Raw genomic sequence first — 16,377 nt, forward strand, 5'->3', positions numbered from 1 at the left:
AAGGTATATCTAACTTGTAACCAGAGAGCAAAAACATGCGTGAAGATAAACACCCTCCCCACCACCGTCCGCCGCATCTTCGTGAACCAGGTGAAGATCGCGACGGCTTTGAAAAACGCCCGGGCCGTGAACGCGGTGGACGTGGCCCTCGGGTTTTCGCCCCTGGCGATCTGAAATTACTGCTGTTGGCGTTGATCGCCGAACAGCCCGCCCACGGCTATGACCTGATCCGCAAGATCGAAGGTCTGTTCGAAGGTGCGTACTGCCCCAGCCCCGGCGTTATCTACCCCACCCTGACGTTTCTTGAAGAAAGCGAAATGGTGGTCGGCGATGCCCAGGCCGGCAAGAAGCTCTACACCATCACCGATGCGGGTCGCCAATCCCTGGACGATCAGGCCGTGGCGCTGGAAGGTGTGCGCATGCGCATCGATGTCAGCAAGCGCTCACTGCGCGGCCACGATCGTCCGCCGGAAATCCACGAAGCGGTGCACAACCTGCGCCACGCGCTGCAGATGCACCATGGCCGCTGGAGCCCGGAAGAGATTTTGCGCGTCAGCGAACTGCTCAACAGCACGGCCAAGGCTGTCGTCGATGGGCCTCAACCTGCCTCGGAGGAGTCGGCATGAATTCGCCCCAGTCAATCCATCGCGTCATGCATGAAATCAAGCGTCGCAAGCTGCAGGTGGTGCGGGTCACGGAACTGACACCCCTGATGCGCCGCATTACCTTGCAGGGGCCGGAGTTGGCGGGTTTCATCAGCCTGGGCACCGACGACCACGTCAAACTGTTCTTCCCGCAAACGGCAGAAGAACAGGCCGCGCTGGAAAACCTGAACCCTGCCGGCGACAAGGACACGCCGCGTCCGCCGATGCGCGATTACACACCGCGTCGCTACGACGAAGAAACCGGGGAACTGGATATCGATTTCGTTCTGCATGGCGAAGGCCCGGCGGCCACCTGGGCCGCGCAGGCAGCGCCCGGGCAATTCCTGCACATCGCCGGTCCAAAGGGGTCGATGGTGGTGCCGGACATGTTCGACAGCTACCTGCTGATCGGCGACGAAACAGCCATTCCGGCCATCGCCCGACGCCTTGAATCGCTGCCCGCCAACCGCGCTGCGCTGGTGGTGGTCGAAGTCGCCAACCCGCAGGAACAGCAGGTGTTCGACAGTGCCGCACAGGTCGACGTGATCTGGATCGTACGCGGCGAACAGAGTCTGCTGGACGTCACGCGTCGTCTGGAGATGCCCGAGGGCAAGCTGTACGCCTGGGTCGCGACCGAATCCGCGCTGTCACGCAAGTTACGTCGTGTGCTGCTCGACGAGTTCGGCCTGGAAGAGGACTTCGTCAAGGCCGCCGGTTACTGGAAGCTGGACAGCACTGAAGAATGAGCAGGACCGGGCGACTCACCGGGTACGACGAGACGCCCGTTTATCAACTGCCAGCAGCACCAATGCGATCAGCACGAAACCGAGCAGCACGCCCAGCGCGTTGATGAATGCCGCCGGGAAACCGAGCGTGCCGACATCGATGAACGGGTACAGGTAATCACCGAACATGTGGCCACGCAGCAGGACATAGGCGAAGTAGACGATCGGATAGATCGCCCAGAGCACTACATGGCTCAGACGCAGCGTGCCCTTGGGCACGTACAGCCACCAATAGAGCACGAACGCCAGCGGCATTATGTCGTGCAGCAGTTCGTCGGCCACCCACTGCCAGCCTTCCGGGTGCCACAAGTGGCGCAGCAGAATGTTGTAGGCGATGCCCACCAGCGCAATACTCACCGCAATGCCACCACACACCACCGGATGCCGGAAAAACCGGTGGCCTGCCGACTGCCGTGTCGTCAGCGCGCAACTCAGGGCGACCGCTACCAGCGTATTGGTCAGTACGGTGAAAAAACTTGAAAAGCGCACCAGCCCACCCAGCAGACTGGCGTGATCGGCATAACGGCCAATCAGGATCAGGTAAAGCTGAATCACCAATCCCGACCAGCCGAGACAAGCGGCCACAAGGGCGTAATAGCGCTGTCCCTGCGCAAGTTGTGGATGTTCACTGAGCATCAATCGGTATCCTTGCGTGCCGGCGTCCCTGCCGGACTGTCTGGCGGGCCTGTTACCAGCCCTTGCTGCGATGCAATTTCACATACAGCGCTTCGACCTTTTCCCGCGCCCAGGGTGTCTTGCGCAGGAAGGTCAGGCTGGACTTGATGCTCGGATCGCTCTTGAAGCAGCGAATATCGATGCGTTCGGCGAGGCCGGACCATTCGTAATGTTCGACCAGCGCCCTGAGGATCTGCTCCAGCGTGACGCCGTGCAACGGGTCGGAATTGGGTGTTGTCATGATGAGCCTTGCAACGAAATAAGAAGAGACGAACCTGAACGGATCTCTGGAGTACGCAGGTGCTTCCCGAAAGTCTGCCATTGTAAGCGCCGCGCTTTCATAAAACACCGTCGACCTGCAGCACTGTTGCCGGCGTTGCAATGATCCATGTCAGGTTTTTCGCTTTTAGAAAAATCGTTAGCGCCCTATCATTGCCGGGTTAAGGATTGAAGATTCCCCCTTCTGCAGATGTTCCTTCGGACAAAAAGCCTATGCACGAATTCGGGCGGTAATGGTCTACGACTCAACGACCGCGCCAGCCGAACGTGCAGCCGCGCTCTGCCTGACGGTTTAATTCCACCGTCGGCGATTCGTCTCAACAAGCAGCTTCAAGGAATGGCGCCAGGGCAGGCGATGCTTAAAAACAAGATTTCAATTACTTACTTCTCGCGGAGATTCGCATTATGAGCACTGACGGTGCTTCAAATAGAAATCGCCTGTTGCCGACCCTGCTCGGGCTGGTGATCCTGTTGATGGGGCTGGCCTTGCTGGTCGGTGGTGCCCGACTGCTGCAACTGGATGGCTCGTTGTATTACCTGTTGGCCGGTATCGGCTTCGCCGTGACCGGCGTGTTGCTGATCACGGGTCGCGCGGCTGCGCTGGGCCTTTATGCACTGCTGCTGTTCGCGAGCACTGTATGGTCGTTGTGGGAAGTCGGCCTCGATTGGTGGCAACTGGTGCCACGCCTGGCGCTGTGGTTCGCACTGGGTATCGTATTGCTGCTGCCATGGTTCCGCAGACCGTTGCTGCGCAACGGTCCGGCACGCATGGGCACCGGTGCATTGAGCATCGCTGTGGTGCTGGCCGGCCTGACCGCGCTGGCGAGCCAGTTCACCAACCCGGGCCGTATCGAAGGCCAGCTGGACCGCGAGACGGCTGGCACGACCAACACCGCCCCAGCCATGCCTGACGGCGACTGGCAGTCCTACGGCCGCACCGCCTTCGGTGACCGTTACTCGCCGCTGGCGCAGATCACGCCGGAAAACGTCAACAAGCTGGAGCCGGCCTGGACCTATCGCACGGGTGACATTCCGGGGCCGAACGATCCGGGGGAAACGACTGCCGAGAACACCCCACTCAAGGTCAACGGCATGCTTTATGTGTGCACGCCGCACAGCCAGGTGATCGCGCTTGACCCGGATTCGGGCAAGGAAATCTGGCGCTTCGATCCGAAGCTCAGCACTCAGAACGCTGCCAACTTCAAGGGCTGGGCGCACATGACCTGCCGTGGCGTCACCTATCATGACGACGCTGCCTACGCCGCCAGCGCCCCGGCGCAAAGCCCGACGGTCCCGGCTGCTGACGGCACGGCCACTGCCAGTGCTGCCTGCCCGCGCAGAATCTTCCTGCCGACTGCCGACACCCGTCTGATCGCGCTGAACGCCGATACTGGCAAGATGTGTGAAGACTTCGGCAACAAGGGTTCGGTTGACCTGACCGCCAACATGGGCACCTTCGCTCCGGGCGGCTACTACTCCACGTCGCCACCCGCGGTCACCAAGGACCTGGTGATTATCGGTGGCCACGTCACTGACAACGTCTCCATGGACGAGCCGTCCGGCGTGATCCGCGCCTATGACGTGCACACCGGCCGTCTGGTGTGGAACTGGGACAGCGGCAATCCGGAAGAAACTGCACCGATTGCCGAAGGCAAGATCTACACCCGCAACTCGCCGAACATGTGGTCCATGTTCAGCGTCGATGAAAAGCTCGGCATGATCTACCTGCCGATGGGTAACCAGACCCCTGACCAGTGGGGCGGCGACCGTACGCCAGAGTCCGAGAAGTACAGCGCGGGCCTGGTTGCACTGGACATCGCGACCGGCCGCGTGCGCTGGGACTACCAGTTCACTCACCATGACCTGTGGGACATGGACGTGGGCGGTCAGCCGACGCTGCTGGACATGAAAACCGCTGACGGCGTCAAACCCGCAGTGCTGGCGTCGACCAAGCAGGGCAGCATCTACGTGCTGGATCGCAGCACCGGCAAACCGATCGTGCCGATCAATGAAGTGCCGGTCCCGCAAGGCGCTGTCGCGGGCGATCACACCTCGCCGACCCAGCCCAAGTCCGACCTGAACTTCATGCCGCCGCCGCTCAAGGAGCGCGACATGTGGGGCGTGACGCCGTTTGACCAGATGATGTGCCGGATCGACTTCAAGTCGCTGCGCTACGATGGTCCGTTCACGCCACCGTCTTTGCAGGGTTCGATCGTTTATCCGGGTAACTTCGGCGTGTTCGACTGGGGCGGTATTTCCGTCGACCCGGTGCGTCAGATCGCCTTCGTCAATCCTAACTACATGGCTTTCCGTTCGAAGCTGGTACCGTCTGCCGAAGTTGAAGGCGGCCCGGGCCGCAAGAGCGAAACCGAAGGCGTACAGCCGAACAAGGGCGCGCCTTATGGTGTGATCCTGGAAGCACTGCTGTCGCCGATGGGCCTCCCTTGCCAGGCACCCGCGTGGGGTTACGTGGCGGCGGTCGACCTGACCAACCACAAGACCATCTGGATGCACAAGAACGGTACCGTGCGCGACAGCTCGCCGATCCCGCTCCCGCTGACCATGGGCGTTCCAAGCCTGGGTGGTACGTTCACCACCGCCAGCGGCCTGGCGTTCATGAGCGCTACGCTTGACCAGTACCTGCGTGCTTATGACGTGCGTAACGGCAAGCAGTTGTGGGAAGCCCGCCTGCCCGCAGGTGCGCAAACCACCCCGATGACCTACACCGGCAAGGACGGTCAGCAATACGTGCTGGTCGTTGCGGGCGGTCACGGCTCACTGGGCACCAAACAGGGTGACTACGTGATGGCGTTCAAACTGCCGAAGTGATGCGTTGCTGAGGTCAATGAACGGCGGCTACCGAGAGGTAGCCGCTTTTTTTTGTCGCCACTGAAGCCGGATCCCGGTTGATCCAGCTACCGGGCAGGGTTGCGGCAGACGACTATCGCTCCTCACGCTCCAGCGTGGGAATGCCGTTCTGGACGCTCTGCGTCCTCTCTCCAGTGCGACTGACTAGCGTGCCTTGGCGCTGCTTTTGTCACTGGCGCGCAGGATGTCGCTCCAGCGGCGGACCAGGTAGTTGTGCTCGTTCATGACCGAATTCCACACGGCAATATGGCCCATGCGTTCTTCGTAGGAGCCGCCGTCGCGGACTTCTCCGGCGTCGATGAGCGGCAAGCCGTCGCTGCCGAGCAGTTGTTCGCGCGCAGGCAGGCCGGCGTACCAGTAATCCCATTCGGCAGCGCTGAGGTGATCGCGGCTGCGTGCCGGATTGCCGATGTAGTAGCCCTGCCGCGCCATCACTGCGCCGGGCCAGCCCGACAACCACCAGTTGAGATACGCGTAGGCCGCATCCAGCACCGGCCCCTTGGCGTGGCGTGACAGGGAAAGCCCGCCAAACCAGCCGCGATAACCTTCTTTGGGCACCGCCACACGGTACTTGACCCCCGCACGGTGCAGCCTGACCAGGGTCGGTGACCAGAGGCTCTGAATATCGATGTTCGGGCTGAGCATCAGTTCGGCGGCTTCTTCGTCGCCTGACCAGAACGCACCAAAATGCCCTTGCTGCTGTTTGCGCACCAGCACATCAGCGAGCCGATCGATTTCTTCGATGCTCATGTTGCCGATGTCCTTGAAGCTCGCCAGCCCCGCCCCCTGCACCGCCAGCGCGGCATCCAATGCGCCGATGGCCGCGTCACTCTGCAAGGCGATGCGCCCGCCCCACACCGGGTCGAGCAGCCAGCCCCAGCTTTCGTCCGCAGAGCTCAAGCCCTCCGGCAAGCGCTCGGGGCGATAGGCGAAGCTGTCGGCGTTGTGGGTCAGCGGCAACATGCTGATGCGCTCGGTCACCGCGCTGCCAAGACTGCCGTCGTGCTGCACGAACAAACGCTCGCTGGGCACACTGCCGCTGCCTGGCTGGTCGGTAGGCCGCAGACGGCCCTGCTTGGGCAAGTCGTTGATTTCGTGCCACAGCGCGATGCGCCGCGTGTCGATGGGTTGAATCGCCCGGGCTGGCCAGACGAAATCAACGTTATGAAACCACTGATCGTAGAGGTCGTAGCTGTCTGGCTGCATGACCGCGATACGTTGCGCGGTTTGCACGTCATGAATCTGGTAGATCAGTTTGATCCCCAGTTCCTGCTCGGCCCGCTCACGCAAAGACTCCAGCAGGGTCACGGAGGTGCCCAGCACGCGCAAGGTGATGGTCATGCTGCCGACTCGTTGAGCGGTGGCGCGAAACTGCCAGAGAAGACGTCGAACGAACGACGCAGCAGATCGGGATCGAGACCGCGCAGGATGAACACCAGCCGCGAGGTGCGATCCTCGCCCGGCCAGGCGGCAAGATGCACCGGCGCATGCAGGCAATGCTGCACACCATGAATCACGATGGGAGCCTGATTGTCGTTCACGTTGAGCAGCCCTTTGACGCGGAGGATTCGTTCACCGTGGCATCTTAACAGCATCGACAGCCACACCCCGAAGCCGACCCAGTCCAGAGGGCGCTCGAACGTCAGGCAACAGACCTGCGCATCACCATGCCGCGCGGAAGTCGACAGCACCCGATGCAGTTGCCAGCGGGTCACTTCAGCGGCCGGTTCGTCGCTGCGCATGCCCTCGCCCAGCAGCAACTGATCGCCGCTGTGGACCTCCGCCGTATCAAGCAATGGCGCAGAAAAATTCAGCGCTTGCAGATGCTCGCGCAGGCCATCCAGTACCGACTCATCGACCAGATCGGTTTTGCTCAACAGCAGACGATCCGCCGCCGCGACCTGCGCCAGCCATTCCGGATGCAGACGCTCTTGCAGCGTCGCGTGACAAGCGTCCACCAGCGTGACAATCAGACCGATGTGAAAACGCCCGCGCAATTGCGGGTCGTTGCTCAGCGTGGTGAGAATCGGGGCCGGATCGGCCAGGCCGGTGGTCTCCAGAATCACCCGGCGAAATGCAGGAATTTCACCTCGATTACGCCGCTCCAGCAGACCGAGCAGCGCGTCTTTCAATTCACCGCGGACGGTGCAGCAGACACAGCCGCTGGGCAACAGCACGGTATCCGGTGCGACCTCTTCAACCAGCAGATGATCGATACCCACATCGCCGAATTCGTTGATCAGCAGCGCGGTGTCACCCATGTTTTCATCGGCCAGCAGGCGTTTGAGCAACGTGGTCTTGCCGCTGCCGAGGAAGCCGGTAATCACGTTCAGGGCAATACTCATGATGACCTCTGCAGATGATCGAGCAGACGTGAATCAAGCGGGTCCAGCGGCCGGCCGATCAGCAACTCGGCTTTCTGCCAGAGCTGTTCCAGCCCGGTCGCCAGTTCCTGCTTGCCTGTGGCCCCGAGCAGGAGATAGGAAACGCCTTGAAAATCTTCGACCTTCAGGCGAAACGGCGCGACCACCTTGTTGATTGCAGCAATACGCCGCAAGCGCTCACGCCGCCGGGGCAGTTCTGCAGCCAGCGGATCGCTCCAGTGCACGTCTTCACCCAATAGCCCGCACAATCCACACATCAGGTGTTCTCCAGCTGTTTGCTCATGGCATGACGTCGCCGGAATTGGGGCCCAGGGTCTGACCGACGAACAGATTGCCACCTGGCTCGCTGGCCAGCAGCACCGCCACCGGGGCGACCTCCTCGGCCAGACCGAAGCGGCCCAATGGCAACTCGGCGGCCTTGGCGGTTTTCCAGGCGCTGCTGATCCCGGCGACCAGTGGGGTTTCGATAGGGCCGGGTGCAATGGCGTTGACCAGCACGTTGTCCTTGGCGACTTCCAGCGCCAGGGATTTGCTGAAACCGATCACCCCGGCCTTGGCGGCGGCGTAATGGGTCAGTTCGGCACCGCCCTTGATGCCCAGTTGCGAAGCAACATTGATGATGCGCCCCCAGCGCTGGGCAATCATGTGCGGCAATGCACGCTGACTGGCCACAAAGACGCTGGTCAGGTCGATGCGCAGCATGTCGTTCCACATATCGAGGGTCAGGTCGACGCAACGCGCCTGGGTCAGCATGCCCGCGTTGTTGACCAGAATGTCGATACCTCCGAACTGCTCGACACAGGCATCGACGCTGGCTTGCGCGCCGTCGGTGCTGCCGACATCGGCCACGCACTCCTGAACCTGAGCGCCCAACTGACGGCACTCTGCAGCGATCTTCGCCAGGCTGTGGGCGTCTCGATCGCCCAGCACCAGACGCGCGCCTTCAGCCGCATAGGCGCGAGCGATGGCTGCGCCGATGCCACTGCCTGCTCCGGTGATCACTGCCCGCTTTTGTTTGAGTTGCTGCATGGGTCGGGTTCCTCGGTTGGTTTGGGGATCACTGCGTATTGCTCGCGAACGCTCAGTCACTGACACGCCATTCCCAGCGTCTGTACTGAACGCTTCGCGAGCAGGCTCGCTGCCGATCCGAATCGCTCTACTCGGGCCAGCGCACGGTCAGGCCACCGTCGATCACGATGCTTTGCCCGGTCAGGTAACTGGCTTCATCGCTGCACAGAAAACGCACCAGCGCAGCGACTTCATCCGCTCTACCGACGCGGCCCAGCGGGATGGCTTTGGCCGCCTGCGCCAGACCTTCCGGCCCCAGCGAGTTCTTGCTGTCCAGCGATTGCGGCGTCTCGATCAAGCCGGGAATCACCGCGTTGCAACGGATGCCCTTCGGGGCGAGCTCCACCGCCAGTGACCGGCACAGCCCTGGCACGCCAGCCTTGGCCGCTGCGTAATGGGAATGGTCCTGCCAGCCATACACACCACCGGCAATCGAGGAAATCGCCACCAGCGCCCCGCCCTCACCCATGTGCCGGACGGCGGCGCGGAAGGTACGCATCACGCCGGTCAGGTCCACGTCGAGCATCTCGTTCCAGCGCTCGTCGGTCATTTCCAGCAACGGCGCGCGGCGCAACAGCCCGGCATTGGCGACCGCGTAGTCGATGCGGCCAAACGCCTTGACTGCCTGCGCGGCCAGATCATCGACCGATTCGGTGAAGGTCACATCCAGCGGCAGCATCAGGCATTCGCCGCCCGCCTCCGCCACCAGCCTGCGGGTTTCGTCCGGATCATGCGGGTCAGCCGGATAGAACCCGCCTGCCACCGCCACACCCTGGCGGGCAAACGCCACTGCCAGCGCCTGACCGATGCCGCTGGCGGCACCGGTTATCACAGCAACTTTACGCGTCATGTGCTGCTCCTCATTTCACCGTTTCAGGTCGCACGTGTTTAGCGGCGAACATCAGTGCACCCGACAGGAAGCAAGGCACTGCGCCGAAGTACAACGCCGAGGTCTGCCAGTCGCCGCCTGCGCTCAGTACCGATGTGGCGCCGAAGCCTGCGACCACAGCACCGAGCGGGCCCATGGCATGGATGATTGCGCCACCCGTGGCACGAATGCTGGTCGGGAAGCTTTCGCTGATGAAGAACAAGGCCGCCGAGTACGGGCCGATCAGGAAGAACAGCCCCAGGCTGTACAAGCCGACCACCGTCACCATGTTGCTTGGCCCGTAAAGCATGCCGGCAAACGCCAGGCCGCCGAGCATCCAGCCAAGGCCGATGACATTGCGGCGACCGATCCGGTCACCCATCCAGCCGTGACACAGGTAGCCGCAATAGCCCACCAGGTTGGACAGCACCAGAATGATCAGCGAGTTCTCGAACGAGATGTGGTGGACGCTGACGATCACCGTCGTACCCAGCACACTGAATACCTGAATGGCCGCCCAGTTGAGCAGGATCGCAGCACCGATCACCAGGGTCGCGCGGCGCGAAGAACCGCGAAAGGCCGCGCCGATACCGGCCTTGCTGTGCTCTTCGTAATCCACCCCGTAGGTCTGCGCCACGGCCTGCGCCTGACTGAGGTCGCCCTTCTTGCGCAATTGGGTGATGCGTTGATGGATCTGAAACTGCGGGCTTTCCTTGAGCTTGCGCGCCAGGATAGCGATGACGATGGCCGGAATAGCCGCAAACACGAAGCAACCCTGCCAGCCGATGACCGGCAACAGCACCGCCGTCAGACCAGCAGCGATCAGCGCACCGACCGGCCAGCCGCCCTGCACCAGGCTGTAGATGAAGCCACGGCGCTTGGTGAGTCGCGGGTCGTCGGATGCGGCGTAGATCTCGCTCAGATAGGTCGCGTTGACCGTTTCCTCTGCATAACCCAGACCGCCCAGCGAACGAATGAGGATCAGGGGCGACTTGCCCCATGCTCCGCCGATGGCCGTGAGCGCCGAGCAGATCGCCGAGCCACTCACGGTGAAAATGATACCCACGCGCCGTCCCAGGCGATCTACCAGCGGGCCGATGGCCAGAGCCACCACCGCGGTGCCGACCGCGACCCAGGTCGCGATTTCGGCCTGTTCGACCTCACTCCAGCTGAAATGCCGACCGATTTCCGGTAACAGCGTGCCAAACAGAATGAAGTCATATACCGCAAACACCCACGCGAAAAACGCAATCCATGTGGCGAACCGTACTTGCTCCGGAGTCAGTTGCTCAGGTTTCCAGCCGGTCAGGTCGAGCTTATTGTAAATGGACATGAGTGACGCCTCGGACAGGGCAATGAATCAGCGGGTACGGGGATTGCGACGCACGAAGTCGTCGGCAATCTCGTCGAAAGTGACGAACTTGACGCCAGCATGGCTCTGAATGTGCTCGATCAAGCGCTCCAGCATCAGCAGCACTTGCGGGCGACCAGACACGTCCGGGTGAATGGTCATGGTGAATACAGCATGTTCGTGTTCGCGATAGACCCAGTCGAACTGGTCGCGCCACATTTCTTCCAGGTGCCGAGGGTTGACGAAACCGTGGCTGTTCGGTGCCTTCTTGATGAACATCATTGGCGGCAGATCGTCCAGGTACCAGTTGGCCGGAATTTCCACCAGATCGGTTTCTTCGCCACGTACCAGCGGCTTCATCCAGGTATCCGGATGCTGGCTGTAATCGATTTTGGTCCACTTGTCGCCCACCCGAACGTAGTAAGGGTGGAAGTCGTTGTGCATCAGGCTGTGGTCGTACTTGATGCCTTTCTTGAGCAGCAGCTCGTTGGTGACGTTGCTGAACTCCCACCATGGCGCGACATAGCCGGTCGGGCGTTTGCCGGTCATTTGCGTGATCAGTTCGATGGACTTGTCGAGGACGATCTCCTCTTGCTCCGGGGTCATCGCAATCGGGTTTTCATGGCTGTAACCATGCACACCGATTTCATGCCCGGCATCCGCCACGGCTTTCATCTGCTCGGGGAAGGTCTCCATGGAGTGCCCCGGAATGAACCAGGTGGTGCGCAGACCGTAACGCTCGAACAGCTTGAGCAGACGTGGAGCGCCGACTTCACCGGCGAACAGGCCGCGGGAAATGTCGTCCGGCGAATCCTCGCCGCCATAGGAGCCCAGCCAGCCAGCAACGGCATCCACATCCACACCAAACGCACACAGAATTTCTTTGGCCATCGTTGTTCTCCCACGGGTTAATCAGATCGGCTTCGCGCTGTACGGCACGCGGGCCGGTTTGCACTGCAAAACGTATTCAAGGGGCTGCGATCAATGACTCCACGGTCAGCGCCGCACGCAGCAGCCGTGCGTCTTCGCCTGCCGGTGCGCTGAGCAACAGCCCGGTGGGCAAGCCCGAGGCATCGCGGCCGCTGGGCAGTGACACGCCGGGCATGTTCAGCAGGCTGCCGGGCATGGTCAGGCGCAGCGTGGCGAGGTTGGTTTGAACGAACAGGTCGTCGTCCTTCAGCAGCGGTGCGAGCGGCGGCGCCACATGGGCCACGGTCGGAGTAATCAGCAGCGCGCCGTCCAGTTCGAGGGTCAACTGCTCCTGCAACCGCTCGCGCGCAGCGTACAGATTGACCAGCAGGCTGGCCGGCATGGAACGGGCTGCCTCCAGGCGCTTGCGAACCCTGGGATCAAGCTGGCTGGCGGCGTCGCTGTCGAGCAACGCCTGATGCAGCGCGAACGCCTCGGCGGCACCAAGCCAGCCCTGTTGCTGGGTTAACAGCAACGTGGCCTGAAATGCCTGGCAAGGCTTGACCTCGATCAGCGCACCGCTTGCACGCAAGGCTTCAACAGCACGCAACAGGTTGTCGCGAACGGCCGGCGTGACGCGTTCGTCTTCCAGCACCGCCTGATCGAGCAGGAAACGTTGACCGGCCAGGCTGCGTGGTATCAACGATGAAGGTTTGCTGCGTGCACAGAGCAGATCGTCGATCACCAGAGCGTCGCGCACACTGCGGGTCAGTGGCCCGACGCTGTCCAGCGTCAGCGCCAGCGGGAAAACGCCGTCGCGGCTATAGCGGCGGCTGGTGCTGCGAAACCCCACCAGACCGTTGAGCGCTGCCGGCACACGAATAGAACCGGCGGTATCGGTGCCCATGGCGATCGGTACGGTTCCGTTGGCGACGGCGACTGCCGAACCCGAAGACGAACCGCCAGGAATGCGTGGTGAGCCGTCGCTGTTGGGGTTGATCGGCGTACCGAAATGCGGGTTCAGGCCCAGCCCTGAATAAGCGAATTCACTGAGATTGGTCTTGCCCAGGCTGACCATCCCGGACCGTGCCAGCAGCCCGACACTCGGCGCATCCAGCAGCGCGGGGGACAGGTTGTTGCGCACCGCGGCGCCGGCGGTTGTGACGCTGCCTGCCACGTCGAAAAGATCCTTCCAGGCGATGGGCACGCCGTCGAAGGGGCTCAATGGCTGCCCTTGCTGCCAGCGGGCCGCAGAGGCTTCGGCTTCCCTGCGTGCCCGTTCGATACTCATGGAAATGAACACATGATCGGCGCGTGCCGCCTGTTGCAGGGCCTTGTCCAGAGCCTGCACAGGGTCACTGCGCCCCTGGGCAAAATCCTCGGCCAGTGCGCAGGCATCACCGGTAACGCTGTGACTCCCGGTATCGGTCATGGACATCACACCTTTAAAAATGTACTTATTAATAAAATGTACATTTAACAAAGGCAGGTTCCATGCCAATCTGCATGTCGCGACGCCCTGACCCGATCGAGCTGACGACCCTTTCGCGCTGGAAACGCCGTACTAGAAACCTTTTTGCAAAGGCATCAATCAGTTGCGATAAGGCGTCGTGGGCGAACAGGATCGTCATAAAGAAATAATGTATCTTTTACAAAAGATACATTTCAGTGCAAAAAAGTAACGGTGGCCCCATGAGCGAGCATAAGGACGTGTGCCAAGGTGACAACAGCGCTTCTGTGCGAGAATCGTCCGTCAACCGCCAGAAGTGTATGAAACCGATGTCAGAAGAGGACCCGCGCACCGCGTCGCGCTACGCCATGATCCGCGAGGTGTTGCGTAACGCCATCGTCTCGGGCGCGGCCGCCAATGGACTGGTGCTGCTTGAAGCACCGCTGGCAGAACTGTTCGGCACCAGCCGGGTGCCGGTGCGCAAGGCGCTCAACCTGCTGCATGAAGAAGGCTTGATCAGCCGCTTCGACGGCCGGGGTTATCTGGTCAATCCTGACGCGCAGGAAGTCGAGCCGCTGCGTCTGAGCCTGAGCCACAAGCAGTTCGGGCTGGACAGCAGCGAAGAACTGGTCGATACCCGCCCGCTCGGCGAACGTATTCACGATGAGATCGGTGCGGCACTGTCGGCCTGTATCGCCTTTGGTCACTACCGGCTGGATGAACAAAGCGCCGCGCAGCATTACGGAGTGAGCCGCGCAGTGGTTCGTGAGGCGCTGATGCGTCTGCGGGATCGCGGCCTGGTGGAAAAAGAGCCTTACTCGCAATGGCTGGCGGGGCCGCTGACGGCCCGGGAAATCACCGAAGACTACGAATTGCGCGCCTGCCTCGAGCCCGAAGCCTTGCGCCAGACGGCGCCGCAGCTGAGCCGCGAAACCCTGGAGGCAATGCTGGCCAGGGTCATCGAGGCGCAAAACGCCGAACAGTGCAGCCTTGAGGAGATCGAGCGCCTTGAGGACGACCTGCATCAGCAATGCCTGGGCGGTCTGCAAAACCGCAAGATCGCCATGCTGATCAGCCAGGCGCAGAGCCCGATGATTATCAACCGGATTTTCTACCGCCTGCTGAGCATTGGCGCCGATGAAGCGATGCTCGCCGAACACCGGCTGATCATTGAATTGCTGCTGCACGGCGCCTTCGACGCCGCCGCACTGAACCTCAAGGAACACCTGTTACGCGCCCGCCAGCGCATGCTGCAACGCCTGAAAGTGTTGTCGGTATTGCCGGAGCAGGAAGTGCCGGGGTATCTGACGCGGTTGAGTTGAGATGGGGCAAAGTTGGAGTTAACGCGACAGAGACTATCGTTACCACGCTCCAGCGTGGCAACGCAGTTCTGGACGCTCTGTGTCCGATCCTGAACACGCAGCGCGGCGTCGATTTGTGACGCGGAGCGTCACGAACGGCATGCCAACGCGGAGCATTGGCACGATAGTGTTCTCGCGCAAGTGCCCTCCCTGAAGATTATCGTTCCGTACGCTCCAGCGTGGCAACGCAGTTCTGGACGCTCTGTGTCCGATCCTGAACACGCAGCGCAGCGTCGATTTGTGACGCGGAGCGTCACGAACGGCATGCCAACGCGGAGCATTGGCACGATAGTGTTCTCGCGCAAGTGCTCTCCCTGAAGATTATCGCTCCGCACGCTCCAGCGTGGGAATGCTGTTCTGGACGCTCTGCGTCCGATCTTGGACGGGGAGCATTGGCACGATAGTCAGTGTGTGTTTCAGGGCTACCAATCACTTGCCGATCACTTCGCCGCGCATCGGTGCCAGCCGGGCGATGAGGCGGTTTTGTACGGGGACCGGGACCTTTTCGGTGTCCATCGCGGCGATCAGGTCTTCGACCAGCGCGTTGAAATCGCTGGGCGTCAGGTGCTGGCCCTTGTGCGCCTCGGCCATGCTGTCGCCGGTATAGCGACACGGGCCGCCGGACTCGACGCAGAGTTGCTCGACCAGTTTGTCGCGCAGACGCACGATGTCGACTTTCTTGAAATGCTCGACGATCCGCTCATCCCTGGCCACGTTTATCAGCATACCTTCGACGATGCGCTGGATACCGGCACGCTGACCAAGGTCCTGGTAGAGGCTGTCATCCTTGGGTGGCTGTTGCTGCTGCGCGCAACCGGCCAGTAGCGTCAGCATCATGGCTATCAGCATACGCCTCATCAGAAACTCCCCTGCACAGACAGATAGGTGCCGTTCTGGTTGTCCAGCGTGGCGATTTCGCCCAAACGGGCATAAGCCAGGACCACGGACACATGCTTGTTGGGGAAATAGCCGAGAAACACATCGGCCCAGTCACTTTCGCCCGCAAACGACAGGTTGTCTGGCTTCTCGCGATATTCGACACCGAGTGCCCAGCGCGGATTGAACAGCACGGCTACCGAGCTCTCCTTGAGCAGGCTGCGGCTGTCGCGCCGATCGCCGCCGAACCCCAACAGTCCGGTTTCGTTGGCGCGGCTGTAACGCACGCCGCCGTTGACCACAACGTTGTAGCCAAACGCCGCGCCCATGAACAAGCGGCTGGCCGTCAGGTAGCCTTCGACATCCGAGTCACGTCGGGCGCCGACCAGGCTGGGAATCAGGAAATCGTTCTGATGCTTGTACTGCACCCCCAGAGAAACCTGCGGCAGGCTTTCGTAAATCAGGTCGCCGAAGAGCCGCACCTTGACGCCGAACACGTCCTGACTGAGGTTATCGTCCGGCAGGCTGAGCCTGTGCTGCAGGTTGCTGATATCGAAACGCTGATGCGCGTAGGAAAACTCCACGCGGTTGCCATAGGCGACCGCCAGGCCTGCCACATCAAGGTTGTAGTCCGGCAGATCCACATGCGTGGCGAAGGCGGTAGCGCCCCACTCGCCTTGCTCGCTGTAGCCGGTAATCACCGCCCACGGGGTTATGCCGCCGCCGGCGCTGCCTTCAATGCTGGTAGCGCCACCCGTGGCGATCAACCGGCCGTTGTCGCCCAGGGCGGGCGTCGAAGCAACCCCCGCCATGCCCACCAGCAAAGACCCCAACAGCAGCGATGTTTTGTGCAACATGG

At 61.6% G+C, this 16,377-nt stretch carries 16 protein-coding genes; 4 read left to right on the forward strand and 12 right to left on the reverse strand.

Features of this window, described 5'->3' with window-relative positions; genetic code table 11:
* Positions 1–35 precede the first annotated feature (35 nt).
* Both BLR16_RS05720 and BLR16_RS05725 read left to right on the forward strand, forming a co-directional pair.
* Positions 36–626 carry a PadR family transcriptional regulator gene (locus BLR16_RS05720; protein ID WP_003363655.1) on the forward strand — a complete coding sequence of 197 codons (591 nt, stop codon included), beginning with the start codon at positions 36–38 and terminating at the stop codon, positions 624–626.
* Complete coding sequence (locus tag BLR16_RS05725; protein ID WP_046719059.1) at positions 623–1,390, forward strand: siderophore-interacting protein; 768 nt, start codon at positions 623–625, stop codon at positions 1,388–1,390. The genes BLR16_RS05720 and BLR16_RS05725 overlap by 4 nt, the downstream gene beginning before the upstream one ends.
* A 15-nt stretch (positions 1,391–1,405) precedes the next feature.
* Here BLR16_RS05725 and BLR16_RS05730 read toward each other — a convergent pair whose 3' ends face one another.
* Positions 1,406–2,065 (reverse strand): Pr6Pr family membrane protein, encoded by a 660-nt coding sequence (locus tag BLR16_RS05730; RefSeq protein WP_074804913.1) that lies wholly within the window; start codon positions 2,063–2,065, stop codon positions 1,406–1,408.
* Between the two features lie 52 nt (positions 2,066–2,117).
* Positions 2,118–2,345: a VF530 family protein gene (locus tag BLR16_RS05735; protein ID WP_003363662.1), complete on the reverse strand. Its 228-nt coding sequence runs from the start codon at positions 2,343–2,345 to the stop codon at positions 2,118–2,120.
* Between the two features lie 443 nt (positions 2,346–2,788).
* Here BLR16_RS05735 and BLR16_RS05740 point away from each other — a divergent pair, with 443 nt between their 5' ends.
* Positions 2,789–5,212, forward strand: coding sequence for a glucose/quinate/shikimate family membrane-bound PQQ-dependent dehydrogenase (locus BLR16_RS05740; RefSeq protein ID WP_024662567.1), 2,424 nt, complete (start codon positions 2,789–2,791; stop codon positions 5,210–5,212).
* 183 nt (positions 5,213–5,395) lie between these two features.
* Here the strand turns inward: BLR16_RS05740 and BLR16_RS05745 are convergent, their stop codons facing one another.
* The 8 genes from BLR16_RS05745 to BLR16_RS05780 form a co-directional block, all read right to left on the reverse strand.
* On the reverse strand, positions 5,396–6,592 hold the full coding sequence (locus tag BLR16_RS05745) for an ABC transporter substrate-binding protein (protein WP_046719058.1): 1,197 nt from the start codon (positions 6,590–6,592) through the stop codon (positions 5,396–5,398).
* Positions 6,589–7,596: a CobW family GTP-binding protein gene (locus BLR16_RS05750; protein ID WP_024662650.1), complete on the reverse strand. Its 1,008-nt coding sequence runs from the start codon at positions 7,594–7,596 to the stop codon at positions 6,589–6,591. The genes BLR16_RS05745 and BLR16_RS05750 overlap by 4 nt, the downstream gene beginning before the upstream one ends.
* On the reverse strand, positions 7,593–7,892 hold the full coding sequence (locus BLR16_RS05755; protein WP_003431302.1) for a hypothetical protein: 300 nt from the start codon (positions 7,890–7,892) through the stop codon (positions 7,593–7,595). Before BLR16_RS05755 ends, BLR16_RS05750 begins: the two co-directional genes overlap by 4 nt.
* 22 nt (positions 7,893–7,914) lie before the next feature.
* Positions 7,915–8,664, reverse strand: coding sequence for an SDR family NAD(P)-dependent oxidoreductase (locus tag BLR16_RS05760; RefSeq protein ID WP_003363672.1), 750 nt, complete (start codon positions 8,662–8,664; stop codon positions 7,915–7,917).
* Between the two features lie 127 nt (positions 8,665–8,791).
* Entirely contained in the window at positions 8,792–9,553 is a 762-nt protein-coding gene (locus BLR16_RS05765) for an SDR family NAD(P)-dependent oxidoreductase (protein ID WP_003412973.1), read from the reverse strand.
* A 10-nt stretch (positions 9,554–9,563) separates the two neighbouring features.
* Positions 9,564–10,904, reverse strand: coding sequence for an MFS transporter (locus BLR16_RS05770; RefSeq protein ID WP_003363677.1), 1,341 nt, complete (start codon positions 10,902–10,904; stop codon positions 9,564–9,566).
* A 27-nt stretch (positions 10,905–10,931) separates the two neighbouring features.
* On the reverse strand, positions 10,932–11,813 hold the full coding sequence (locus tag BLR16_RS05775; protein WP_004658231.1) for a polysaccharide deacetylase family protein: 882 nt from the start codon (positions 11,811–11,813) through the stop codon (positions 10,932–10,934).
* Between the two features lie 76 nt (positions 11,814–11,889).
* On the reverse strand, positions 11,890–13,263 hold the full coding sequence (locus BLR16_RS05780) for an amidase (RefSeq protein WP_054082106.1): 1,374 nt from the start codon (positions 13,261–13,263) through the stop codon (positions 11,890–11,892).
* A 347-nt stretch (positions 13,264–13,610) separates the two neighbouring features.
* Here BLR16_RS05780 and BLR16_RS05785 point away from each other — a divergent pair, with 347 nt between their 5' ends.
* Entirely contained in the window at positions 13,611–14,603 is a 993-nt protein-coding gene (locus tag BLR16_RS05785) for a GntR family transcriptional regulator (RefSeq protein ID WP_371123815.1), read from the forward strand.
* A 468-nt stretch (positions 14,604–15,071) separates the two neighbouring features.
* Here BLR16_RS05785 and BLR16_RS05800 read toward each other — a convergent pair whose 3' ends face one another.
* Complete coding sequence (locus tag BLR16_RS05800; RefSeq protein ID WP_003363688.1) at positions 15,072–15,500, reverse strand: group I truncated hemoglobin; 429 nt, start codon at positions 15,498–15,500, stop codon at positions 15,072–15,074.
* A complete protein-coding gene (locus BLR16_RS05805; RefSeq protein WP_003363690.1) occupies positions 15,500–16,375 on the reverse strand; it encodes a DUF3034 family protein in 876 nt (291 codons plus the stop codon). The genes BLR16_RS05800 and BLR16_RS05805 overlap by 1 nt, the downstream gene beginning before the upstream one ends.
* Positions 16,376–16,377 lie beyond the last annotated feature (2 nt).

Source organism: Pseudomonas sp. BS3767 (assembly GCF_900099665.1).
GTDB lineage: Bacteria > Pseudomonadota > Gammaproteobacteria > Pseudomonadales > Pseudomonadaceae > Aquipseudomonas > Aquipseudomonas cerasi.